19 protein-coding genes are annotated in these 19,175 nt (G+C 57.4%); 7 read left to right on the top strand and 12 right to left on the bottom strand.

Going from position 1 to position 19,175, the window contains the following annotated elements; genetic code table 11:
- Positions 1 to 616 precede the first annotated feature (616 nt).
- The 5 genes from ccoG (at position 617) to ACZ5SR_RS08735 (ending at position 5,177) form a co-directional block, all read left to right on the top strand.
- Positions 617 to 2,026: a cytochrome c oxidase accessory protein CcoG gene (gene ccoG, locus ACZ5SR_RS08755; RefSeq protein ID WP_464448374.1), complete on the top strand. Its 1,410-nt coding sequence runs from the start codon at positions 617 to 619 to the stop codon at positions 2,024 to 2,026.
- A gap of 8 nt (positions 2,027 to 2,034) precedes the next feature.
- Positions 2,035 to 2,742 (top strand): hypothetical protein, encoded by a 708-nt coding sequence (locus tag ACZ5SR_RS08750; RefSeq protein WP_464448373.1) that lies wholly within the window; start codon positions 2,035 to 2,037, stop codon positions 2,740 to 2,742.
- A gap of 107 nt (positions 2,743 to 2,849) precedes the next feature.
- The gene (locus ACZ5SR_RS08745) at positions 2,850 to 3,743 is read left to right on the top strand and encodes a DMT family transporter (RefSeq protein WP_464448372.1); all 894 of its coding nucleotides are present in this window, start codon (positions 2,850 to 2,852) and stop codon (positions 3,741 to 3,743) included.
- A 198-nt stretch (positions 3,744 to 3,941) separates the two neighbouring features.
- Entirely contained in the window at positions 3,942 to 4,979 is a 1,038-nt protein-coding gene (locus ACZ5SR_RS08740) for an IS630 family transposase (protein ID WP_464451001.1), read from the top strand.
- A 54-nt stretch (positions 4,980 to 5,033) separates the two neighbouring features.
- Positions 5,034 to 5,177 (top strand): hypothetical protein, encoded by a 144-nt coding sequence (locus ACZ5SR_RS08735; protein ID WP_464448371.1) that lies wholly within the window; start codon positions 5,034 to 5,036, stop codon positions 5,175 to 5,177.
- Between the two features lie 313 nt (positions 5,178 to 5,490).
- On the opposite strand, the gene ACZ5SR_RS08730 is transcribed toward ACZ5SR_RS08735, so the two are convergent.
- From ACZ5SR_RS08730 to mltG, 6 genes are all read right to left on the bottom strand, one after another.
- Positions 5,491 to 7,476 (bottom strand): integrase core domain-containing protein, encoded by a 1,986-nt coding sequence (locus ACZ5SR_RS08730; RefSeq protein ID WP_053176198.1) that lies wholly within the window; start codon positions 7,474 to 7,476, stop codon positions 5,491 to 5,493.
- 251 nt (positions 7,477 to 7,727) lie between these two features.
- Entirely contained in the window at positions 7,728 to 8,429 is a 702-nt protein-coding gene (locus ACZ5SR_RS08725) for an ankyrin repeat domain-containing protein (RefSeq protein WP_464448370.1), read from the bottom strand.
- Between the two features lie 132 nt (positions 8,430 to 8,561).
- A complete protein-coding gene (locus ACZ5SR_RS08720; protein ID WP_464448369.1) occupies positions 8,562 to 9,368 on the bottom strand; it encodes a TatD family hydrolase in 807 nt (268 codons plus the stop codon).
- Positions 9,369 to 9,371: 3 nt separating this feature from the next.
- Positions 9,372 to 10,376: a DNA polymerase III subunit delta' gene (locus tag ACZ5SR_RS08715; protein WP_464448368.1), complete on the bottom strand. Its 1,005-nt coding sequence runs from the start codon at positions 10,374 to 10,376 to the stop codon at positions 9,372 to 9,374.
- Entirely contained in the window at positions 10,373 to 11,014 is a 642-nt protein-coding gene (gene tmk, locus ACZ5SR_RS08710) for a dTMP kinase (protein ID WP_464448367.1), read from the bottom strand. The genes ACZ5SR_RS08715 and tmk overlap by 4 nt, the downstream gene beginning before the upstream one ends.
- A gap of 48 nt (positions 11,015 to 11,062) precedes the next feature.
- Entirely contained in the window at positions 11,063 to 12,079 is a 1,017-nt protein-coding gene (gene mltG / locus ACZ5SR_RS08705; RefSeq protein WP_464451154.1) for an endolytic transglycosylase MltG, read from the bottom strand.
- Positions 12,080 to 12,232: 153 nt separating this feature from the next.
- Between mltG and ygfZ the strand changes: the two genes are divergently transcribed.
- Positions 12,233 to 13,192: a CAF17-like 4Fe-4S cluster assembly/insertion protein YgfZ gene (ygfZ, locus tag ACZ5SR_RS08700; protein ID WP_464448365.1), complete on the top strand. Its 960-nt coding sequence runs from the start codon at positions 12,233 to 12,235 to the stop codon at positions 13,190 to 13,192.
- 1 nt (position 13,193) lies between these two features.
- On the opposite strand, the gene ACZ5SR_RS08695 is transcribed toward ygfZ, so the two are convergent.
- Both ACZ5SR_RS08695 and ACZ5SR_RS08690 read right to left on the bottom strand, forming a co-directional pair.
- On the bottom strand, positions 13,194 to 14,051 hold the full coding sequence (locus ACZ5SR_RS08695; RefSeq protein WP_464448364.1) for a YbgC/FadM family acyl-CoA thioesterase: 858 nt from the start codon (positions 14,049 to 14,051) through the stop codon (positions 13,194 to 13,196).
- A gap of 4 nt (positions 14,052 to 14,055) precedes the next feature.
- Positions 14,056 to 15,018 (bottom strand): alpha/beta hydrolase, encoded by a 963-nt coding sequence (locus ACZ5SR_RS08690; RefSeq protein ID WP_464448363.1) that lies wholly within the window; start codon positions 15,016 to 15,018, stop codon positions 14,056 to 14,058.
- A 200-nt stretch (positions 15,019 to 15,218) separates the two neighbouring features.
- Between ACZ5SR_RS08690 and ACZ5SR_RS08685 the strand changes: the two genes are divergently transcribed.
- Complete coding sequence (locus ACZ5SR_RS08685; protein WP_464448362.1) at positions 15,219 to 16,355, top strand: iron-containing alcohol dehydrogenase; 1,137 nt, start codon at positions 15,219 to 15,221, stop codon at positions 16,353 to 16,355.
- Between the two features lie 46 nt (positions 16,356 to 16,401).
- Here ACZ5SR_RS08685 and ACZ5SR_RS08680 read toward each other — a convergent pair whose 3' ends face one another.
- Genes ACZ5SR_RS08680 through ACZ5SR_RS08665 form a run of 4 tightly spaced genes read right to left on the bottom strand, consistent with a single transcriptional unit; the run spans position 16,402 to position 19,170 of the window.
- A complete protein-coding gene (locus ACZ5SR_RS08680) occupies positions 16,402 to 16,797 on the bottom strand; it encodes a TfoX/Sxy family protein (protein WP_464448361.1) in 396 nt (131 codons plus the stop codon).
- Between the two features lie 8 nt (positions 16,798 to 16,805).
- Positions 16,806 to 17,759: an oxygen-dependent tRNA uridine(34) hydroxylase TrhO gene (gene trhO, locus ACZ5SR_RS08675; RefSeq protein ID WP_464448360.1), complete on the bottom strand. Its 954-nt coding sequence runs from the start codon at positions 17,757 to 17,759 to the stop codon at positions 16,806 to 16,808.
- Between the two features lie 28 nt (positions 17,760 to 17,787).
- Positions 17,788 to 18,075 (bottom strand): DUF1330 domain-containing protein, encoded by a 288-nt coding sequence (locus ACZ5SR_RS08670; protein WP_464448359.1) that lies wholly within the window; start codon positions 18,073 to 18,075, stop codon positions 17,788 to 17,790.
- 9 nt (positions 18,076 to 18,084) lie between these two features.
- The gene (locus ACZ5SR_RS08665; RefSeq protein WP_464448358.1) at positions 18,085 to 19,170 is read right to left on the bottom strand and encodes a patatin-like phospholipase family protein; all 1,086 of its coding nucleotides are present in this window, start codon (positions 19,168 to 19,170) and stop codon (positions 18,085 to 18,087) included.
- Between the last annotated feature and the right edge of the window lie 5 nt (positions 19,171 to 19,175).

Genomic DNA, 19,175 nt, shown 5'->3' with positions numbered 1-19,175 from the left:
GCTCAGCATTCACTCACGTTGCGGCCTGCACACTCGCGCTGTCACCGTAAATCGTGACAACTATTACCCGAAGGCTTCAGCCATTTCGTTACCTCCATAGCCGCTCCGGTTGCTACTGGCTGGAGCCGTGGCCAGGTGGGACTTGCACCCACAGGAAAGCGCCGCCTTTGCACGGCGCACGCCAGTTGCGGTCACCCCAGCCTATGCCGATATCCCGGGTACTACCCAGCACCTCGAACACCAGGTCACTGATGGCAACGGGTTGCGACTCCGCAGCCGGCACAGCGGTGTGTGGCTCTGGGGTTTGTGGCCCTTTGCGCAGGTTTACGTAGTACCCTGACCGCGGGCGGCAGTGAATTTGGCCGCGCGCCTCCAGGAGGCTGTAGGCCTCAAACACGGTGGACGCACTCACCTTGCGCTGTTACTTGGCCTGCCGCACGGAGGGAAGGCGCGCGCCTGACGGTAGTACACCTTGACGAATCATGTTCGCCATCTCATCTGCGTAGGCTTCGTAGAGCTTCACGGATAAACTGATATGGTATTTTTTACGATATCTGCATCTTACATAGCAGATCAGGGCGCGGCATAGTCCAAAGTACCTTTTTGGGCTACTTACATGTCGTCATCCCACGCTGCCTCTAACGGCTATGCCGAAATCAAAATTTACACGCGCGCAACCCATGGACGCTTCGAACGACTCCGTTGGCTGATGCTGTGGCTCACACAAACCGTGTATTACGCTCTACCGTGGCTGCGCTGGAACCAGCGTCCGGCGGTGTTGTTTGATTTGACTGCACGCCGCTTTTATCTGTTTGATCTGGTGCTGTACCCGCAAGACCTGATCTACCTCACGCTGTTGCTCATCATTTCAGCCGTTGGCTTGTTTTTTGTAACAACGCTGGCTGGGCGTATCTGGTGTGGTTTTGCATGCCCGCAAACGGTATATACCAAGCTCTTCATGTGGGTAGAGCAAAAAACGGAAGGTGATCGCTCCGCCCGCATGCGCCTTGATGCGGCCCCCTGGTCCATTCAAAAAATGGGACGCAAGGCGGCCAAACAAGGGGCATGGATTGCCATCAGCCTTTGGACGGGATTCACATTTGTAGCCTATTTCACGCCTCTGACCAGTTTGGCACAAAGTGCGATGCAGAGCGGTTGGAGCGCCTGGGAAATCTTTTGGGTTCTGTTTTACGCACTGGCTTTATATGGCAACGCAGGCTACCTGCGTGAACAGGTCTGCAAGCACATGTGTCCCTATGCGCGCTTTCAGAGCGCCATGTTTGACAAAGACACACTAATCATTGGCTACGACAAACAGCGCGGTGACCCCCGCGGCTCGCGCCCCCGGACTGCCAGTGCTGCATCACTGGGTTTGGGCGACTGTATCGACTGCACGATGTGCGTGCAGGTGTGCCCCACAGGTATTGACATACGCGACGGTCTGCAAAGCAACTGCATTGGCTGTGCTGCATGTATCGACGCATGTGACGACGTGATGGACAAGATGGGCGCACCACGCGGCCTGGTGCGCTACTCCACCCAGACAGCCTTAGAGCAGAGACTGACACAGAAACAGCAACTGGAGCGGCTGTTGAGACCAAGGGTGCTGATTTACGGAGCGTTGCTGGCAGCAGTGGCTGTGTGGTTTGTAGTTGGGCTCAGTCTGCGAAATCCACTGAAGATCGATGTGATAAGGGACCGGGGCGCTCTGGCACGTACCGTCGGCAGGGGTGATGTGGAAAACGTTTACCGCCTACAAGTGATGCATGCGCTGGAACATCCACAGCGCTACACCATCCGGGTCAGCGGCCCTGAAGGCTTGCGATTGAGTGACGGTAGTCCCAGCGCTGTGATGTTGGAGTCTGCATCCGAGCGCCTGGTGCCGCTGGCGGTTCATTTGCCCGCCAAACAAGCGGAGGTGTTGGCGGGGCAGAACATTTCCATCGCATTTCACATCATGCCGGAAGGGGCACCAGAAGGTGCTAGTGAAACCACTGAATCCAGCCGCTTTATCGTTCCCAAGTGAGTCCTTCCATGTCTGAACACACAATGTTTTCTACACCTACCAGTAGCACCTCGCTTGGAATTGATCCGATCATGCCTAACCGATTGGCAGAAGCGACCATGAATGCAGGTCAACTCATCAATCCGGATGCACTGCGTTGTGCCGTGCCCGTGCACATGGGTGGACTGGGAGGTGACCCAGAGGAGCTGTCACGTCTGATCAGTCGCCTGTGCGAGGCATCACCTTCCGCTGCCTTGTTGTTCTGGGCGCAGAGAATGGCGATAGAGTTTTTGGTGCATGCTGAGAACGTGGGACTGCGGGAATTTTTGATGCCGGACTTGCTGACGTTTCATAAGTCGGCAACGGTCCCCTACAACTTTGAGCACAACAGCCTCCATGTGAGCAACGATAGTAGACATCTGTTTCTAAGCGGTGGAAACTATGTTGTGACCAACGCCCAAGCGGATGGCTTTATCCTCATTTGCCCTATTAAAACAGATGGAAACTCGATTGCATGGTGCGTTGTCGATAGTGAGACTCAAGGATTTGAGCGTTTGCCTCATGACATGGGGCCGTTTTCCTCTGGCGCGAAGGTTGCTCGCATCGAGATGCGAAACGTTTTTTTCCGAGGCGATGAGCTGTTGGGCGAGGCGAATCTCGCCACTAAGGCACTTGAAGTTCAGAGGGCACTTGGTGTCATTTACGAGGACCTTCTATCTCGCACGCAGTTCATTTGAATTTGAGTTTTCTTAATCGAAGCTTCATATGCCGCAATTAATTTAGGCCGCTTTTCAACAGCTGTTAAAGCGGGCCTTCGCCTATTGATGCGTAGAAAATTGCTTATATGAATACACAACAGTCCCTCCAACGCGCGAATCTAACAGGTATCTTCTGGATGGTTGCATCTATGGCAGCGTTTGCCGTCGAAGATGCGTTTATCAAAGCCGCTACGAAGCAGTTGCCTGTCGGACAGGTCCTGATTTTTTTTGGCGCTGGAGGGGCCATGCTGTTTGCCTACTTGACTCGGCGCAGCGGTTCCAACTTGCTTGGTGCGCAAGCGTATTCCAAGGTAATGCTAATCCGCGCGTTCTGCGAACTTATCGGCCGATTGTTCTATGTACTTGCGATTGCGCTCACGCCGATGTCCTCCGCCACCGCCATCCTCCAGGCGACACCCATCATCGTGGTTCTTGGCGCTACAGCGTTTTTTGGTGAAACCGTCGGCTGGCGTCGGTGGTGCTCCATTGTTGTAGGCCTGATCGGGGTAGTGATCATCCTGAGGCCTGCCACCGGCGACTTCTCCGCGTTGTCGATGCTGGCCGTGGTTGGCACCCTGGGGTTCGCTGGCCGAGACTTGGCGAGCCGTGCTGCACCGGCATCGCTGACCACTTGGCTCTTGGGTTTTTACGGATTTTTGACCGTCGTTGTCGCGGGAACCCTGTTTTCCTTGTGGGATGGCAAGATGTTTGTGTGGCCAACTGTCGCCAATCTCATGGGCTTGTTGGCCGCTGTGGGTGCCGGCGTCTTTGCATACACGGCGCTGATGAAGGCCATGCGAACGGGTTCGATTTCATCCGTCACGCCATTCAGGTACACGCGTCTGGTGTTTGGCATCACGTTGGGCATCGTGATGTTTGGCGAGCGACTTGACGGTCCCATGATCCTCGGATGTCTGGTGGTCATCGGATCGGGACTGTTCATTTGGTGGCAAGGTAGGGTCTCTGCCAAGACTTACTAGAGCGTATCGATAGAACAAGACTCAATTGTCTGAAGTTGAAAGATATTATTTCGTCATTTTTCAAACAGCCTGTGATTCATCCAAGTCGTTGTCGGCACTCCCCATTGCTGAACAGAAAATGAGGCTGCTGAAACAGCGATCTATAGATACGGCCCACAAATAGGTTGATTTCTCGCCTGTTTCATGCGATCATTGCGCATGGATAAAGACGATGCGAGAAAACTAAGTTCTGCCGAGCAACATGAGAGGCGTCGGCAGGTGATTCGTGCTTACAAGCGTGGACGAACCAAGGCGCAGATCGCCGCTGACGTTGGCTTGAGCCACACGGCGGTGGGTCGAGTGATTTCGCGCTATGAGGCCGGAGGTCTTGCCGCGCTGGCGCCGCGCACACGCGGGCGACGCAGCGGCGAGAATCGTGCTCTGACAGACCAGCAGGCACAGGCCATCCGTCGGATCATCTGTGACCAACGCCCCGAACAGCTGAAGATGGATTTTGCGCTGTGGAGCCGCTCGGCGGTGATGCAGCTGATCGAGCGCGAGTGCGGCATCACGTTGCATGTGCGCTCGGTGGGCAAGTACCTAGCCCGCTGGGGCTTCACGCCGCAAAAGCCGATTAAGCGCGCCTATGAGCAATCACCGGCGGCGGTAAAGACTTGGCTTGACGAGACCTATCCGGCCATCGCCGAGCGCGCCAAGGCCCAGGGCGGCGAGATTCATTGGGGCGACGAAACCGCACTGGTAAACACCGACGTGCGCGGCAGAAGTTACGCGCCCCGAGGCAAGACGCCGGTGACAATGGCCATTGGCGGCACCCGGCACAAGCTCTCCATGATTGCCAGCGTCACCAACCAGGGCAAGGCGCGCTGGATGATCATTGATGAGGCGTTCAATTCGGACAAGCTGATCGAGTTTTTAGAGGCGCTTATTAAGGATGCGGGCAAGAAAGTATTCCTGATTCTGGACAACCTGCGCGTGCATCACAGCAAACCCGTGAAGGCCTGGCTGGCTGAGCGCAGCGACAAGATTGAGGTGTTTTATTTGCCCAGCTACAGCCCGGAACTGAACCCCGAGGAACGATTGAACGCCGATCTGAAGCACGTCATCGGTCGCAAGGTGCCCATACGTACCAAGCCAAAACTACGCGCCGCCGTCGAGGATCACATGCGCATCGTTGTAGCCGAACCGCAGCGCGTAAAAGCCTATTTCCAAGACCCCCATGTCAAGTATGCTGCATGAATCTATTTGAGGGCCGAATCAATAAGTTGGTGCTCCTCGCAATGGATGGGGTCAATGAGCAGTCTGGAAATACTCAAAATACTGGATTTGATCCCTATAGTCTTTGCTACCTTCAAGGCTCTCGTGTTCGGCGCGGGCATGTTCTTCGCCATCTTTACCTTTGCCAAGTGTTTCGGCATGGACTTGGCGTTACCATGATTACAAAAAATGGCTGCTCCCGGTCTACCGTACTGTATGCAGTCCAATGTCCGCTATCCGGCCGTGAACCCGGGTTGTTGGAATGCCGCTTAGTCTCGATTGTGTGAATTCATCAATCAGCCGTGGCCGACCGGTATTGGCCTACAGCGGGTGTAAGTTTTTGGCCTTGAATACCCTTCTTCAGAGGGGAAATCCGCTCGTTTTACCTTTTCGAGGGGATGGGCTCATTTAGCCAACAACGAGTAATCTCTCGTGACCAGGGGATGGTCTTTGGGGATGTGCTCTGGAACGAGCTGAAAGTCTGAGTTTTCCATCACCAGGTCTTTGCCATGCGCATCTTGGGAAGTGGAGCGCTCTGGCTTGCAGATTTGGGTTTCGGCTCAGGTGGCGGTGAGGTGCCCTTCGTTTTCTTGGATACTCCGGAGACCTTGGTCAGCTCTTCGGGCATGGCCTGACGGTTGATTTCACCCATGACGTCTGGCACCGAAAAGTTCGGCTCTTTCATTTCATCCAGCGCTTGAGTGCTTGTCATCATGATTCGTCGCGCCTGCAGATAGGCCGGATGAACAGGTAGCTTTTTATTGGCATGTATCTCAGCGTATTCAATTAACGCCTGGACGGGATCCCTATTGCCGGTCAGAAATAACAATCGCTTTGTCGCAAGTGCCCGAATGGCTTGCCGCATGTAAAGGGTGTGGGGTGATCGGTGCCACGGCGGTTGAACATGGACGGTTCCGTAGATCAGACCATTTGAATCGGAGACTGTGGCCCAGCGTGCGTCTGTTTCGTCATCCAGTTGAAGCCATAGTTTTTTACCGAGAAGATCCGGACGTTGAACCAGCCACTCGGAGGTGTATTTGGCGTTCTCAAAGTTGAAATACGGTCTTTTGCCCGTGTATTCACCGCCAAGCAATGTGCAGACCTTTCTGGTTCCCGCCATTCTTTTAACGAGCTCTGGGTCAGCGTGACGAATGCAATTTTTTGTTTTGGAAGACAAGAAGTCCATTTGAGCTAGAGGACTGCGATAGCCCAGACCTGTATGTGGCGTGGCGTTGTAGTTCGCGATGGTGACATCCAGCAACTCCTCAGCATAGTCAAGTTGGAACTGGACCTCCGCAGCAATTTTTTCTGGATCTCGTCCTTTCTTATCTTCGTGACTGCTGCCTGTGCTCGGAGAGAGTCGGTGCATGGTGCCAGAGGCCAAAACCCTGAAAAACGACTCGATAAATGGCCGATCATCTTTGCTGCGCCTTGAACTGTAAGACGTAGGGTCTTGGGGCTTGATGACCTTGGCGCCAACAATATGCAGCAATGGCTCCTCGACTCTGGGGCAAACGTTGGCCAATGCGCCATCAACGCTGAATTCATTCCAGCAAGCTGACAAATAGACTTCAGAGTGTGCGGATGGCAAGGCCGCGCCTTCTGCGTACCCATCCTCACAAAACGTCAAGGTTCTTGGGGCCCACTTGGATAAAGCATTTTTGATGGTGATCAGAACGTCGAGCGCACTGCATTCGCGTCGCAAGCTGATGTGATACCCCAGAACTGCACGGGATCTGACGTCAATGATCACGATGATCCAGATGCGGCGGATTTTTCTGGGTTCATAACCGCCGTGAGGAGACGGCACCATGACCACCATTCGGCAGTCCAATTTGTGGGCATCACACTCGACCCGATCAAACAGCTTGAAATCAGGTCGTCGGGTTCCATCGGAGGCTTTGGCTTTTGCAATTGCGTCAGGCCCCCCCATTTTTGACATGGCTAAAAAAGGATGCTCTGCCAAAACCTTCTTGATGTACAGACGAAGTGACTCATACCCGAGCGACTCTGAATTGAATGGCCAGGCTTTCTGATCTTCCAAGCCAGCTTTTCTTAGCTCGTCAATGAACCATCGAAAGATCGTTTGAACATTGATCTTAGGGTGTGCAAGAGAATCGGCGTTATTGAGGATTCGTTTGTGAAAACGATCTTTCAAATCTTTGAACTGTGGACGTTCAAGTAGCCACTTCAACGCGCCGGTTGCTCCAGCCCCATTTTCGTGAACAACAGGTGCAGTTTGACGCTCGTAAGCGGTCACACGAAAATGTGGAAGTGCTCCTCGCCAACCAAAAATATCCCCATCTGAGTGCCTTTGAAGGCATCGGTTTGTGATGATTCGGTAGATATTGGATCGTTTTTCACCCGTTTTCTTCTGCAAAACTGCATCGGTAGCGCCCTTGAGATACAGCTCAATGGCTTTTTTTCGGGCTAAAAATTTAGTTTTGCGAGCAGCTGACAAGCTGTTCTCATCCACCATAGGCCAGCTGCTAAGGTCAATGCTCTGGCTCGATAGCTCAGAATTCGGCGTTGAGCGATATCCAATTCGTCCCGATAAAGCCATAGAACCTCCTAGTTAAAGGTCTATTCAAGACTCATTAAAAAGGAAGAATCACTTAACGTCAACTTTACTTGGAATTCGTAGCATCAACTTTACTTGGAAAGCGACACCCTCCAGAGGGAAGATCCAGCTGTTACTAGCATCAAATTTACTTGTGTGAACGCGACCGTTCACCAACCTGTTTTAAATGGCTTGGAGGCAGGCTGAGGTACGGTGATTGAAGGCGCCACGGGAGGCATCGTCGACATTGGCGCAGGCGCAGGCGCTGGCGCGGATGATTTCTCTGAACCAGGAGGCGTCGCGTCCTTCACGGCTGCATTTGAGGCGGGAGAATTGGTTGAACGCGCTGCTAGGCGCTGGAGGCCAGTTTCAATCAGCTCCTTGGCGTTTTGTCTGTTGCCACGAACTGCAAAATCGAGCGCCGACAAACCCAACTGGTTTTTGATGTTGAGATCAGCACCCGCTTGGATCAACACCTTGACCGCTTCGGGGCTGCCATACATGGCTGCCATCATCAAGGGTGTGGTGCCATTGGGCGATTCAGCGTCAATGTAAGCGCTGTTTTCAAGCAAAAACTCAATCACAGCCACCTGACCTGTGGATGCTGCGTAATGCAGAGGCGTCCAGCCGGGTTTGTTCACATCGGCATCTTTATCGACCAACTGCTTGACCAAGGGCAAATAGCCCTTGAGAGCGGCCAGCATCAAAACGCTTTCATCCTTGTCGTTGCGCACCTCAGTTTTGACCTTAGGCCAACTGACCAACAACTGAGCGACCTTGAGCGATGGCTCGCGCACCGCGAGCATCAGACCCGGCATGCCTGCAGGGTTGACGGTGTTGGGATCAAAACCACGCTGCAACAGAGCCTGCACGGTCTTCACATCGTCAAACTGAACCGCTTTGAAAAAGTCCTCGTAGGAACCCGCTGACGAAATGAGGTTTGTCGATAAAAGTCCAATAAAAACAATGGAATTTTTGATATATCGAATGTATTGCATGAAATATCAAACAGCCGTTTTGGCGAACAGTTTCAGAAAGTTGTGAGTCGTTAAATCGCCGATCACCTCGGAACTGCAGCCCCGCAACTCGCCCAACAACTTGGCCACCAAGGGCACATAGGATGGGTTATTGAGCTTGCCACGGTAAGGCACAGGGGCCAAATACGGGCTGTCGGTCTCGATCAGCAATCGGTCATCGGGCACGAATTTGGCCACTTCCCGCAAATCGGCAGCCGTCTTGAAGGTCAAAATGCCCGAAAGGGAGATGTAAAAACCCAAATCCAGAGCCGCTCTGGCCACCGCCTGGCTTTCGGTGAAGCAGTGAAATACCCCGCCCGCGCACCCTGCTCCGCCCGTTTCGCCCTCTTCTTTCAAGATGGCGATCGTGTCGTCAGAAGCTTGGCGTGTGTGGATCACCAGCGGCAAGCCGGTCTGCCGTGCTGCACGGATGTGGGTGCGAAAACGCTCACGCTGCCATTCCATGTCCGCGATGGTGCGCCCACCTTTGCGCTCGTTCATTTGGTAATAGTCCAGGCCCGTCTCGCCAATGGCCACCACTTTGGGGCGCGCTGCGCCATCCAGCAAATCTTGCAAGCTGGGCTCGCGCACGCCTTCGTTGTCCGGGTGCACACCCACGGTAGCCCACATGTTGTCGTTGGCCATGGCCAGGTTATGGACTTCGTCAAACTTTTCCAGTGTGGTGCAAATGACCATGGCGCGGGTCACTTGTGCGGCCACCATGGCCTGCTGGATGCTGTCCAGCTGGCCCATCAGCTCGGGGAAATTCAAATGGCAATGGGAATCGGTGTACATGGCTCAGCCCTTGGACAACAGAGTTTGTTGGGCATCGGCGGTCAGGGCTTCGAGCATCAAACCGGCATTAAAAGGGTGCTCCGCCGTGCGGGCGGACTGCATCAGGCGCTTGAACCAATCGGTCAGCACCGACACCGAGGCGTTGCTCGCGGGCAATTGCGACGCATCAAAAAAGCGAGGCGCAGCGCCCGACTGGCGCAAGACCAAATCATGACAAAGCTTTTGCAAAGCATCGATGGCTTGAGCCGGGCTCAAATCGGCCAGGTGCCGAGCATCGCCCCCACGCATGGCCTTGGGCAATGCGGCCCACCAATCGGGCGACAAGCCAGATTCGGCTTGGCGCAGCACATCGGTGGGACGGCCCCCCGCACTGCGCAGCAAAGCCTGCGCCACAGGCGCGGGCACGCCCTGCCCGCTCAGCCATGTCAAAGCTTCGTCGGCCTCGGGCCACTTCATGGTGTGGGCCAGACAGCGGCTGCGGATGGTGGGCAGCAGCATGTGCGCCGCCTCGGTGGCCAACACAAAGCGCACATCACCCGGCGGCTCTTCCAGGGTTTTGAGCAAGGCGTTGGCCGTGATGGTGTTCATGCGCTCGGCAGGAAACACCAGCACCGCCTTACCACGACCGCGTGCATCGGTGCGCTGAGAAAACTCCACCGCGTCCCGCATCGCATCCACACGGATCTCTTTGCTGGGCTTGCGGGTTTTCTTGTCGATCTCGTCTTGGGCTTTTTCAGACAAAGGCCAACCCAGCGCGATCATCACTGTCTCGGGCATGAGAACGGCCAAATCGGCATGGGTGTGCACCGCCACCGCGTGGCAGCTCGGGCAGTCGCCGCAAGCGCCTTGCGGCGTGGGCTTTTCACACAGCCAGGCCGAGACCATGGCCAGTGCCAAGTCGTATTGACCCAGACCCGACGGACCTTGCAACAACCAAGCGTGACCCCGCTGGGCCAGCAAATCGGTAGCTTGGCGGGCAATCCAAGGGGCGTTCAAAACGGCGCTCATGCGGTGACCTTCTTCAGCCAATCGGTCAGCACACGGCCCACGTCAGCGCCCACAGCTTCCATGCTTTGGGCAGCGTCGATGCGTGCAAAACGCTCGGGCATTTCGCCCTGACGCTTGGCATAACCAGCACGCACAGCGGCAAAAAAGTCGGCAGGCTGCGATTCAAACTTGTCCGGAACGCGGGCGGAAGCCAGGCGTTGCGCGGCAATTTGCGGGTCCAAATCAAACCACACCGTCAGCTCAGGCTGGCGCAAGCCACCATTGGGCAAGGCCTGTACCATGCGCTCCAACTGGGCCAGCACCTGCCAGTCGAAACCACGTCCACCACCTTGGTACGCAAAAGTGGCGTCGGTGAATCGGTCACACAGCACCACATCGCCACGAGTCAGCGCGGGCTCGATCACCTGGATCAAATGCTCACGGCGGGCCGCGAACATCAACAGCGCTTCGGTCAGCGCGTCCATGGGCTCGTGCAGCACCAGTTCGCGCAGCTTTTCAGACAAAGGGGTGCCGCCTGGTTCGCGTGTGAGCACAACCGCCCTGCCCGCTTGACGGAACATTTGGGCCACGCGATCAATGTGCGTGGACTTGCCCGCACCGTCGATGCCTTCAAAACTGATGAACAAACCGCGTGTCATGGTGTGTGAAATGGGGAAAACCCGATTGTCGCAGGCTCTCGCCTGCCCTCAATCTGTACCCGTTTTGATGCCGCGCTGGTAACGGTTAACTGCCCGGTTGTGCTCGTCCAGCGAGGCACTGAAGTGGCTGCTGCCGTCGCCTTTGGCCACAAAGTAAAGTGCCTGAGTTTTAGCGGGCTGCACCGCCGCCAACAAGGCCGCCTTGCCGGGCATGGCAATCGGTGTGGGCGGCAAGCCAGCACGGGTGTATGTGTTCCAAGGGTTGTCGGTCTGAAGATGGATGCGGCGCAAGTTGCCGTCAAAAGACTCGCCCAAGCCGTAAATCACCGTGGGGTCGGTCTGCAAACGCATGCCGATGCGCAGCCGGTTGTTGAACACGCCCGAAATCATGGGGCGGTCAGCGCCTTTGCCGGTTTCCTTTTCGACAATGCTCGCCAAAATCAACACCTCTTCAGGGGATTTGACCGAGACCCCCGGTTGACGGGCATCCCAAGCCTGCTGCACATGCTTGTCCATGGACTTCATGGCCCGCGTCAAAACCGCCAAATCGCTGGAGCCTTTGGCATAAGAATACGTGTCCGGGTAAAAGCGCCCTTCCGGTGCCACGCCGGGGCGTCCCAGCTGCGCCATCAAAACCTCGTCGGGCAAGGCCCGGCTGTCGGGCTTGAGGTTCTCGGCCTTGGCCAAGGCTTGTCGCACTTGCCGCCAGTTCCAGCCTTCCACAATCGTCACGGTGCGCAGGCTTTCTTCACCACGCACCAGCATGCTCAGCAAGCGCTCGGGCGATGTGCCGGGGGTAATTTCATAGCTGCCGGCGCGCATTTGACGCGATTGGCCCGACAGGCGAAACCACGCGTAAAGCAAGGTGGGGGATGTGTCCACACCGGCATCGGCAACGGCCTGAGCGATGGCTTTGGCCGATGTGCCCGGCTCGATCGACAAATCGACCGGGGTGAGCTCTGGCGCACGCAAAGGCATGGGGTCTTGCACCCAAAAATAGGCGGCAGCGACCAGAACAAAGGCCAGCACGACCAAACTGACCAAGCCCTTGAACAAACCTTTGATCACCCACTGCCCCCTGATTAATGTCCGCACAGAGCCGATTGACTCTGGCGGCTGATCATAATTGAGGGCTTCAAGCCTTTGCTTTGTAGCCCCATTCGGCCCCCATTGGAATCTGTGGGCCTTGCCTGCGGGGCTCACCTCACACTTTTTGTCATGACCACCTCAGCCACTGCCCCCTTTGACCACTTCGCTGTCCAGCTCCAAGGGAGTGCCACCCTGCCCCACTTGGGCGTGATTCAGGCCCAAGGTGAGGATGCGGCCAACTTTTTGCACAACCAGCTGAGCAACGACGTGCTGCTCTTGCCCGTGGGCCAGGCACGCTTGGCTGCTTTTTGTTCGGCCAAGGGCCGGATGCAGGCCAGTTTTGTGGTCATCAAAACTGCACCCGACACCGTTTTGCTGGTCATGAGCCTCGACTTGCTGGCCCAAACGCTCAAGCGTTTGTCCATGTTTGTGCTGCGCGCCAAAGTTAAGATGAGCGACGCCACGGGTCAATGGCAGCTGCGCGGCTTGTTGGGCGACAGCGCCCGCGCCGTTTTGGCTGAGGCCTCGCCTTGGCAAACCGCCAGTGCCGACGGTGCCCACGCCGTGGCGCTGTACCCCGCCGTGCTGGGCGACACCTCAGTGCCCCGCGCCCTGTGGCTCGGCGCGCCAACTCAAGCACTGCCTGCCGGGGCAGAACTGTCCACCGACGTTTGGGCCTGGGCCGAAGTGATGAGCGGCGTGACGCTGGTGACCCAGCCGCTGTTTGAGGCTTTTGTACCCCAAATGCTCAATTACGAATCGGTAGGCGGCGTGAACTTCAAAAAAGGCTGCTACCCCGGCCAGGAAGTCGTGGCCCGCAGCCAGTTTCGCGGAACGCTCAAGCGCCGCACGGCGCGGGTGTTCAGCCCGGTGGCCTTGTCAGCTGGACAAGATGTGTTCACCCCTACAGACTCCGAGCAACCCTGCGCCACCGTGGTGCTGAGCGCGGCAAGGCCCGATGGGCAGGGTTCTGATGCGCTGGTCAGCGGAACGCTGGAAAGCCAGCAGACGGGCTGGCGTGCGGGCAGCGCGCAAGGTGAAGCGCTGGAACTGCTGCCGCTGCCTTACGAATTGCTGGCCGATATTTAAATCAAAGAGCGCGCACCATCTCGATGTGCGCAATCCCCGCTTCTTCAAAAACAGCCCCATGCGGCGCAAAGCCTGAGCGCTTGTAAAAGCCTTCGGCGCTGCACTGGGCGTGCAGAATGACCTGGGTGTCGCCCCGGTTTTCAGCGGCGTCCATCAGTGCGTGCAGCACGCGGCGGCCCAGATCGCTGCCGCGCATTTGCTTTTTCACGGCCATTCGGCCTATGCGGGCCACACCGGGTGCGTGCTGCAGCAAGCGACCTGTGGCCAGGGGCATGCCCATGCGGTTGAGCGCCACCGCGTGCAGGGCGGTGTCGTCCTCGTGGTCCCACTCCATCTCGGCGGGCACTTTTTGCTCGTGTACAAACACCTCGGTGCGCAGCGGACTGGCCAGTTTTTGGAAGTCATGCCACGAGCCCACATGCACCTGCACCATGTCTTCGCCGCGTTCAAAGCCTTCGAGCATGTCGCGCAAGGGGGCGGGAATGGGCTGGCTCTTTTTGGCCACCGGGTCGGCGTACACATAAACCAGCTCGCTGGTGATCAGCAGCTCATCGCCCCGAAAAATAGCGCCTGCAAACGTCATGGACGAGTTCCCGATCCGCTCGCAACGCATGCAAACCTCCAGAAAATCGTCCATCTCAGCGCTCGCGTGGTACTCGACGCTGGCCTTTTTGACGAACAAGTCACCGCCCAGCTGGTGCATGGTGTCGGCGTAGGGCATGGCCAGATTGCGCCAGTAGTCGGTCACGGCGGTGTCGAAGTACATCAGGTAATGGCCGTTGAAGACGATTTTCTGCATGTCCACCTCGACCCAGCGCACGCGCATGCGGTTAGAAAAACGGAAGTCCTGGCGTTTCATGGGTTCAACTTTCAAAAGCGTGTTTCAATGCCCGGCCCGCATCGGCGTGCGCTTGCAGGGCGTCGGGAATGGCGCGGCCCATGGTGATGAAGCCATGCACCACGCCTTTGTAAATTTCCAGCTCGACCGGCACGCCCGCCATGCGCAGGGTGTCGGCGTAGCGCACGCCCTCGTCCACCAGCGGGTCACATTCGGCCAAACCCATCCAGGCGGGGGCCAGACCTGCATGGTCTGGCGCGTTCATCGGCGCAAAGCGCCAATCGTCTCGGTCGGCTTCGTCAATGTAGTTGGCAAAAAACCAGTCCACCGTGTCCTTGTCAAGCATGAAGCCTTCTGCAAACGTGTGGTGCGAAGCGGTGTCTTGCCGAGCGATGCAGCCGGGGTAAAACAGCAACTGCAGGCGCAAGGGCAATCCGGCATCACGGGCCATCAAGGCGCACACCGTGGCCAAAGTGCCGCCCGCGCTGTCGCCGCCCACGGCCAAGCGCAGGGTGTCCAAGCCCAGGGTGTGGCCGTTTTGGTGCAGCCAGTTCAAGGCGTCCCAACTGTCGTGCACCGCTGTTGGAAAGCGGTGCTCAGGAGCCAGCCGGTAGTCCAGCGACACCACAGCGCAATGGCCTTGGCGCGAGAGTTGGCGGCACAGCACGTCGTGGGTCGTCAGGCTTCCGACTGAAAAACCACCACCGTGGATGTACAACAAAACAGGCAAAGCGGTAACGCTGCGCGGGGCATACAGGCGGGCGGGCAAGGTGTGGCCATCGCGAGCTGGCAAGGTGATGTCTTCCACCCGGTCCACCTGGGGCGCGGGCTGTAGGTCCAGCATCGGTCCGCCGATGTCGTAAAACTCGCGCGCCTGAGCAGGCGTCATGGCGGCCATGGGCGGGCGGCCTGCGCGTTGCACCCGTTCAATCAGGCTGCGTGTGGCAGCGTTCAGCAAGGCGCGGGGGTTGACGTGATGGCTGCTCATGGGACGAAAACCGTGGTGTTGTCAATACAGAGATGACAGCAAAGGTCGGGGACCGCGATAGTCGCAGCGCCCTTGAACAAGGGTGACAGCCACCGCCTGCACAAAGACCCCAACCTGCATCAAAATGGATCTTGATCGTACAACGCCCTGCCCGCCCTTCCTGTCACTTGCGAACGGGCTCACCTGATTGGAGTTATTGCATGTCTTTCATCAACTACCTGACCCAGATCCAGATCGACTTTGGCGCCGTCAAGCTCCTGCAGTCAGAGTGTGAGCGCGTGGGCATCCGCAAACCCCTGATCGTGACCGATGCCGGGGTCAGGGCCGCCGGGGTGCTGCAAAAAGCCCTCGATGCCATGCCCGATCTGCCCGTTACGGTGTTTGACCAGACGCCCTCCAACCCGACCGAAGGGGCCGTTCGCGCAGCAGCGGCCCTGTACAAGCAGCATGGATGCGATGGCCTGATCGCGGTCGGCGGCGGCTCGGCCATCGACTGCGCCAAAGGCGTCGCCATTGCCGTCAGCCACGAGGGACCGCTCAAAACCTACGCCACCATCGAAGGCGGCTCGCTCAAGATCACCGACCGCGTGGCCCCGCTCATTGCGGTGCCCACCACCAGCGGCACCGGCAGCGAAGTGGCGCGAGGCGCCATTTTGATTCTGGACGATGGTCGCAAAGTGGGCTTTCATTCCTGGTTCCTGGTACCCAAAGCGGCCATTTGCGATCCTGAACTGACCCTCGGCTTGCCCCCCATCCTGACGGCTGCCACCGGGATGGACGCTGTCGCTCATTGCATGGAAACTTTCATGGCCGCGCCCTTCAACCCACCCGCTGACGGCATCGCGCTCGACGGTCTGACCCGTGGCTGGGCCAACATTGAACGCGCCACGGTCAATGGCCAAGACCGTGAAGCCCGTTTGAACATGATGAGCGCCAGCATGCAGGGGGCGATGGCCTTCCAAAAGGGCTTGGGCTGCGTGCATTCACTCAGCCACAGCTTGGGCGGCGTCAACCCGCGCTTGCACCACGGCACCTTGAACGCCATGTTTTTGCCCGCCGTGGTGAAGTTCAACGCCGTGGTCGAATCCGTGCAAAAAGAAAACCGCTTAAACCGCATGGCCCAAGCCATGGGCCTGCAAAGCGGCTCGGACATACCCGACGCCATCAAGGACATGAATGCCCGTCTGGGCTTGCCCACGGGGCTGGGTGCCATGGGTGTGAATGAAGACCTGTTTGACGCCGTCATCACCGGCGCGCTGGCCGATCACTGCCACAAGACCAACCCGCGCATCGCCTCGGCCGACGAATACCGAGATCTGTTGCTGACGAGCTTATAAGACTCAACACGACTCTTTTTGAAACGCTCACCCCGGTGAGCGGTTTTCAATCGTCTGAGCGTTTGAGCGCAGCACGCATTTTCAAACGGATTTTGGCCCGCTCTCCTGCCTGAGCCTTTGCCACATGGCCACGTAACGCAGCGTCCCAAGCAGACCTTGCCCAGCGCACCGCCTCGCAGGGCTCGTCAAAGATCGCATCGGGCGCAGACCAGTAAGACAAAGCCACCTCCTTGCCCTTCATGGGGTAGGTGAAGGGCGCGAGGCCAAGAGCCTCAAACTCTGGGCGGTTGACTTCATCGGCCTTGAGGTATAGCCGCTGGTCCATCACGATGGCAAACATCAGCCCCTCGTGGTAAAGACCATGGCCCCCAAACATGCGGCGGGCCGTCACAGGACCCCACCCGTCCAGAAGTTCCTGAACAAAAGGGATGAAGTCGCTCATTCAGGGTTTCAGGGCGCGTCGTGGCTGGGCATTTTGGCGCCTACATGCACCTCGCCCCGCGACTCGGCCAGCTCCACCTGGCGCTGGCGCTCCGCGAGTTTTTCTTTTTGCTCGGGGGTGCGTTGGTCGTGGCAATGGGCGCAGCTCACGCCCAAGACGTAATGCGGGGACTGCTGGTCTTGCTCGCTCAGCGGCCAGCGGCAGGATCGGCACAGCTCGTGGTGGCCCAAACCCAGCCCATGGCCAACACTCACACGCTCGTCGAACACAAAGCAGTCACCCTCCCAGATGCTTTGTTCGGGCGGGATTTCTTCAAGGTACTTCAGGATGCCGCCTTCAAGGTGGTAAACCTCTTCAAAGCCGCGCATTTTCATGAGTGCGGTGGATTTTTCACAGCGGATGCCACCGGTGCAGAACATCGCCACTTTGGTCTTTTTGGCGGCCTCGCCTTGCAGGTTTTCCTGCGCGTCCAGCCAGGCGGGCAGCTGAACAAAGTTCTTGAGGTTCGGATTGATCGCACCCTTGAAGGTGCCAATGGCCACTTCATAGTCGTTGCGCGTGTCGATGATGACCACGTCAGGGTCGGCCAACAGGGTGTTCCAGTCGGCCGGTTTGACGTATTGGCCAACGGTTTTGTTCGGGTCCAGCTCGGGCACGCGCAAGGTCACGATTTCTTTTTTGAGCTTGACCTTCATGCGGGTGAACGGCGGCTTGGGGCTCCAGGACTCTTTGTGCACCAGACTGGCCAGACGCGGATCGGCTCGAAGATGCGCCAGCACAGCGCGAATGCCAGCTTCGGGACCGGCAATCGTGCCGTTGATGCCTTCGTGCGCCAGCAGCAGCGTGCCTTTCACATCGTTGGCCTCACAACACGCTTGCAAAGGCGCTTGCAGGTCAACGAAGTCGGGCAGATCAACGAATTTATAGAGGGCCGCGGTGAGAAAAATGGATTCAGTCAACATGCCTCGATTATCCACTTTGTAAAAAGGGTCATGTCAGATAAGTGGTCAAAACCACATCAGCCGCCTCTTGGCGCAGCGGAATCAGGGCTTGGTAGGCGGCAGACGCGTGCCAGCCTTGCGCATCGCCCAAAGAAGGGAAACGGATCACCACGATATCAGGGTGCGGGTTAATGCCCGAAAACGATTGAACCTGTTCACCCCGAAACACGAGTGCTCCGCCATATGGCACCAAGGTGGCCAAGACCTGAGAACGGTATTGGGCCCATTTTTCGGGATGTTTCACGGTCATTTGACCCACAACAAAGGCTTGAGACATGAGCGATCCTTACAAAGACTGAACCATGGAAGCGTTGGGGTTTTGTAACCAGTGGTTGAACTCATCCGCCATTTGCTGGCTGGCACGAGCCGCCCCATTCCACACCTTCACCCGCCCCGCCAGATCACGGTCGTAGGTCATGAAATCCTTGCGGTCCGGCAATTTGCCGTTCGGCAGGGTTTTGACCCACTCGGGGTTGGGGGCCAGGACGATGGTGCTGTCCAGAAAAGACGATGCGCCGTGTCGCCACTTGAGCGCTTTGTCGAGCCAACCCGGCACCACACTTTTCTGAAAATGCGGGTAGAGCACGATGGCACGCTCTGGACCTTTCACTGGTGCATTCCAATTCAGGTGCAGGTGGTAATCGGTGATACCACCATCCCAATACGCTCCGCTTGGAGCGCCGGTGATGTCGTGCACGGCTTTCAGGGCAAACGGAATGGAGCAACTCGCTTGCAGCGCAGACATGAAATTGCCTTCTGTCAGGCCCACAGTGCATGTTCGAAAGTCTTGTGCGTCAAAGGGCAAGGCGGCGCTCTGCGCAGAGAACACCACCCGCTCCAACCAAGCGCCCAAAGCGCGGCGGCTCAAGGCGTTGCTCAGATAAGCTCCTGCGTAACCCAAAGGGGTGGCTACCGGGTGTTCGCGGTGAAGGATGTGTCGCCCGCGCGAGGTGACGATGTGCAGTTTGTACCGCGGGTTGGTCAGCACCTCGGCGATACGACCACCATAAAAAGCTTGCAGGCTGTGGCCAAAGGCATCACTGACTTGCTGGGCGTTCACTCGCTTGTGTCCCGGCAGCGGTTCGTAATGCTGGTGAATGTATTCATTCTCCAGCCGCTCAAACGCCGCCACCGAACCATTCAAGCAAGCCGTGGCCATGCGCCAAGCACCAATCGACGCCCCGACCAAGTCCACTTGTTGCTGGCTTTGTGTCAGCCACTCGCCAAAGATGAAACGGTCCAGCGGTCCAAGGATTAGCCCTTTGGGGCCACCCGCCGCACCTGGAATGACACCGATGTGCTCAGGCCGCAAACCGTGTTCGCGGATGTGGGCCAGGGCTTTGGGACCTGCGTGGATGTGGAGGGCTTGCATGGCTT

It is taken from the genome of Limnohabitans sp. TEGF002 (genome assembly GCF_055395845.1).
Note: the sequence above shows the minus strand (reverse complement) of the source record. Positions and strands in the feature narration are given on the sequence as shown.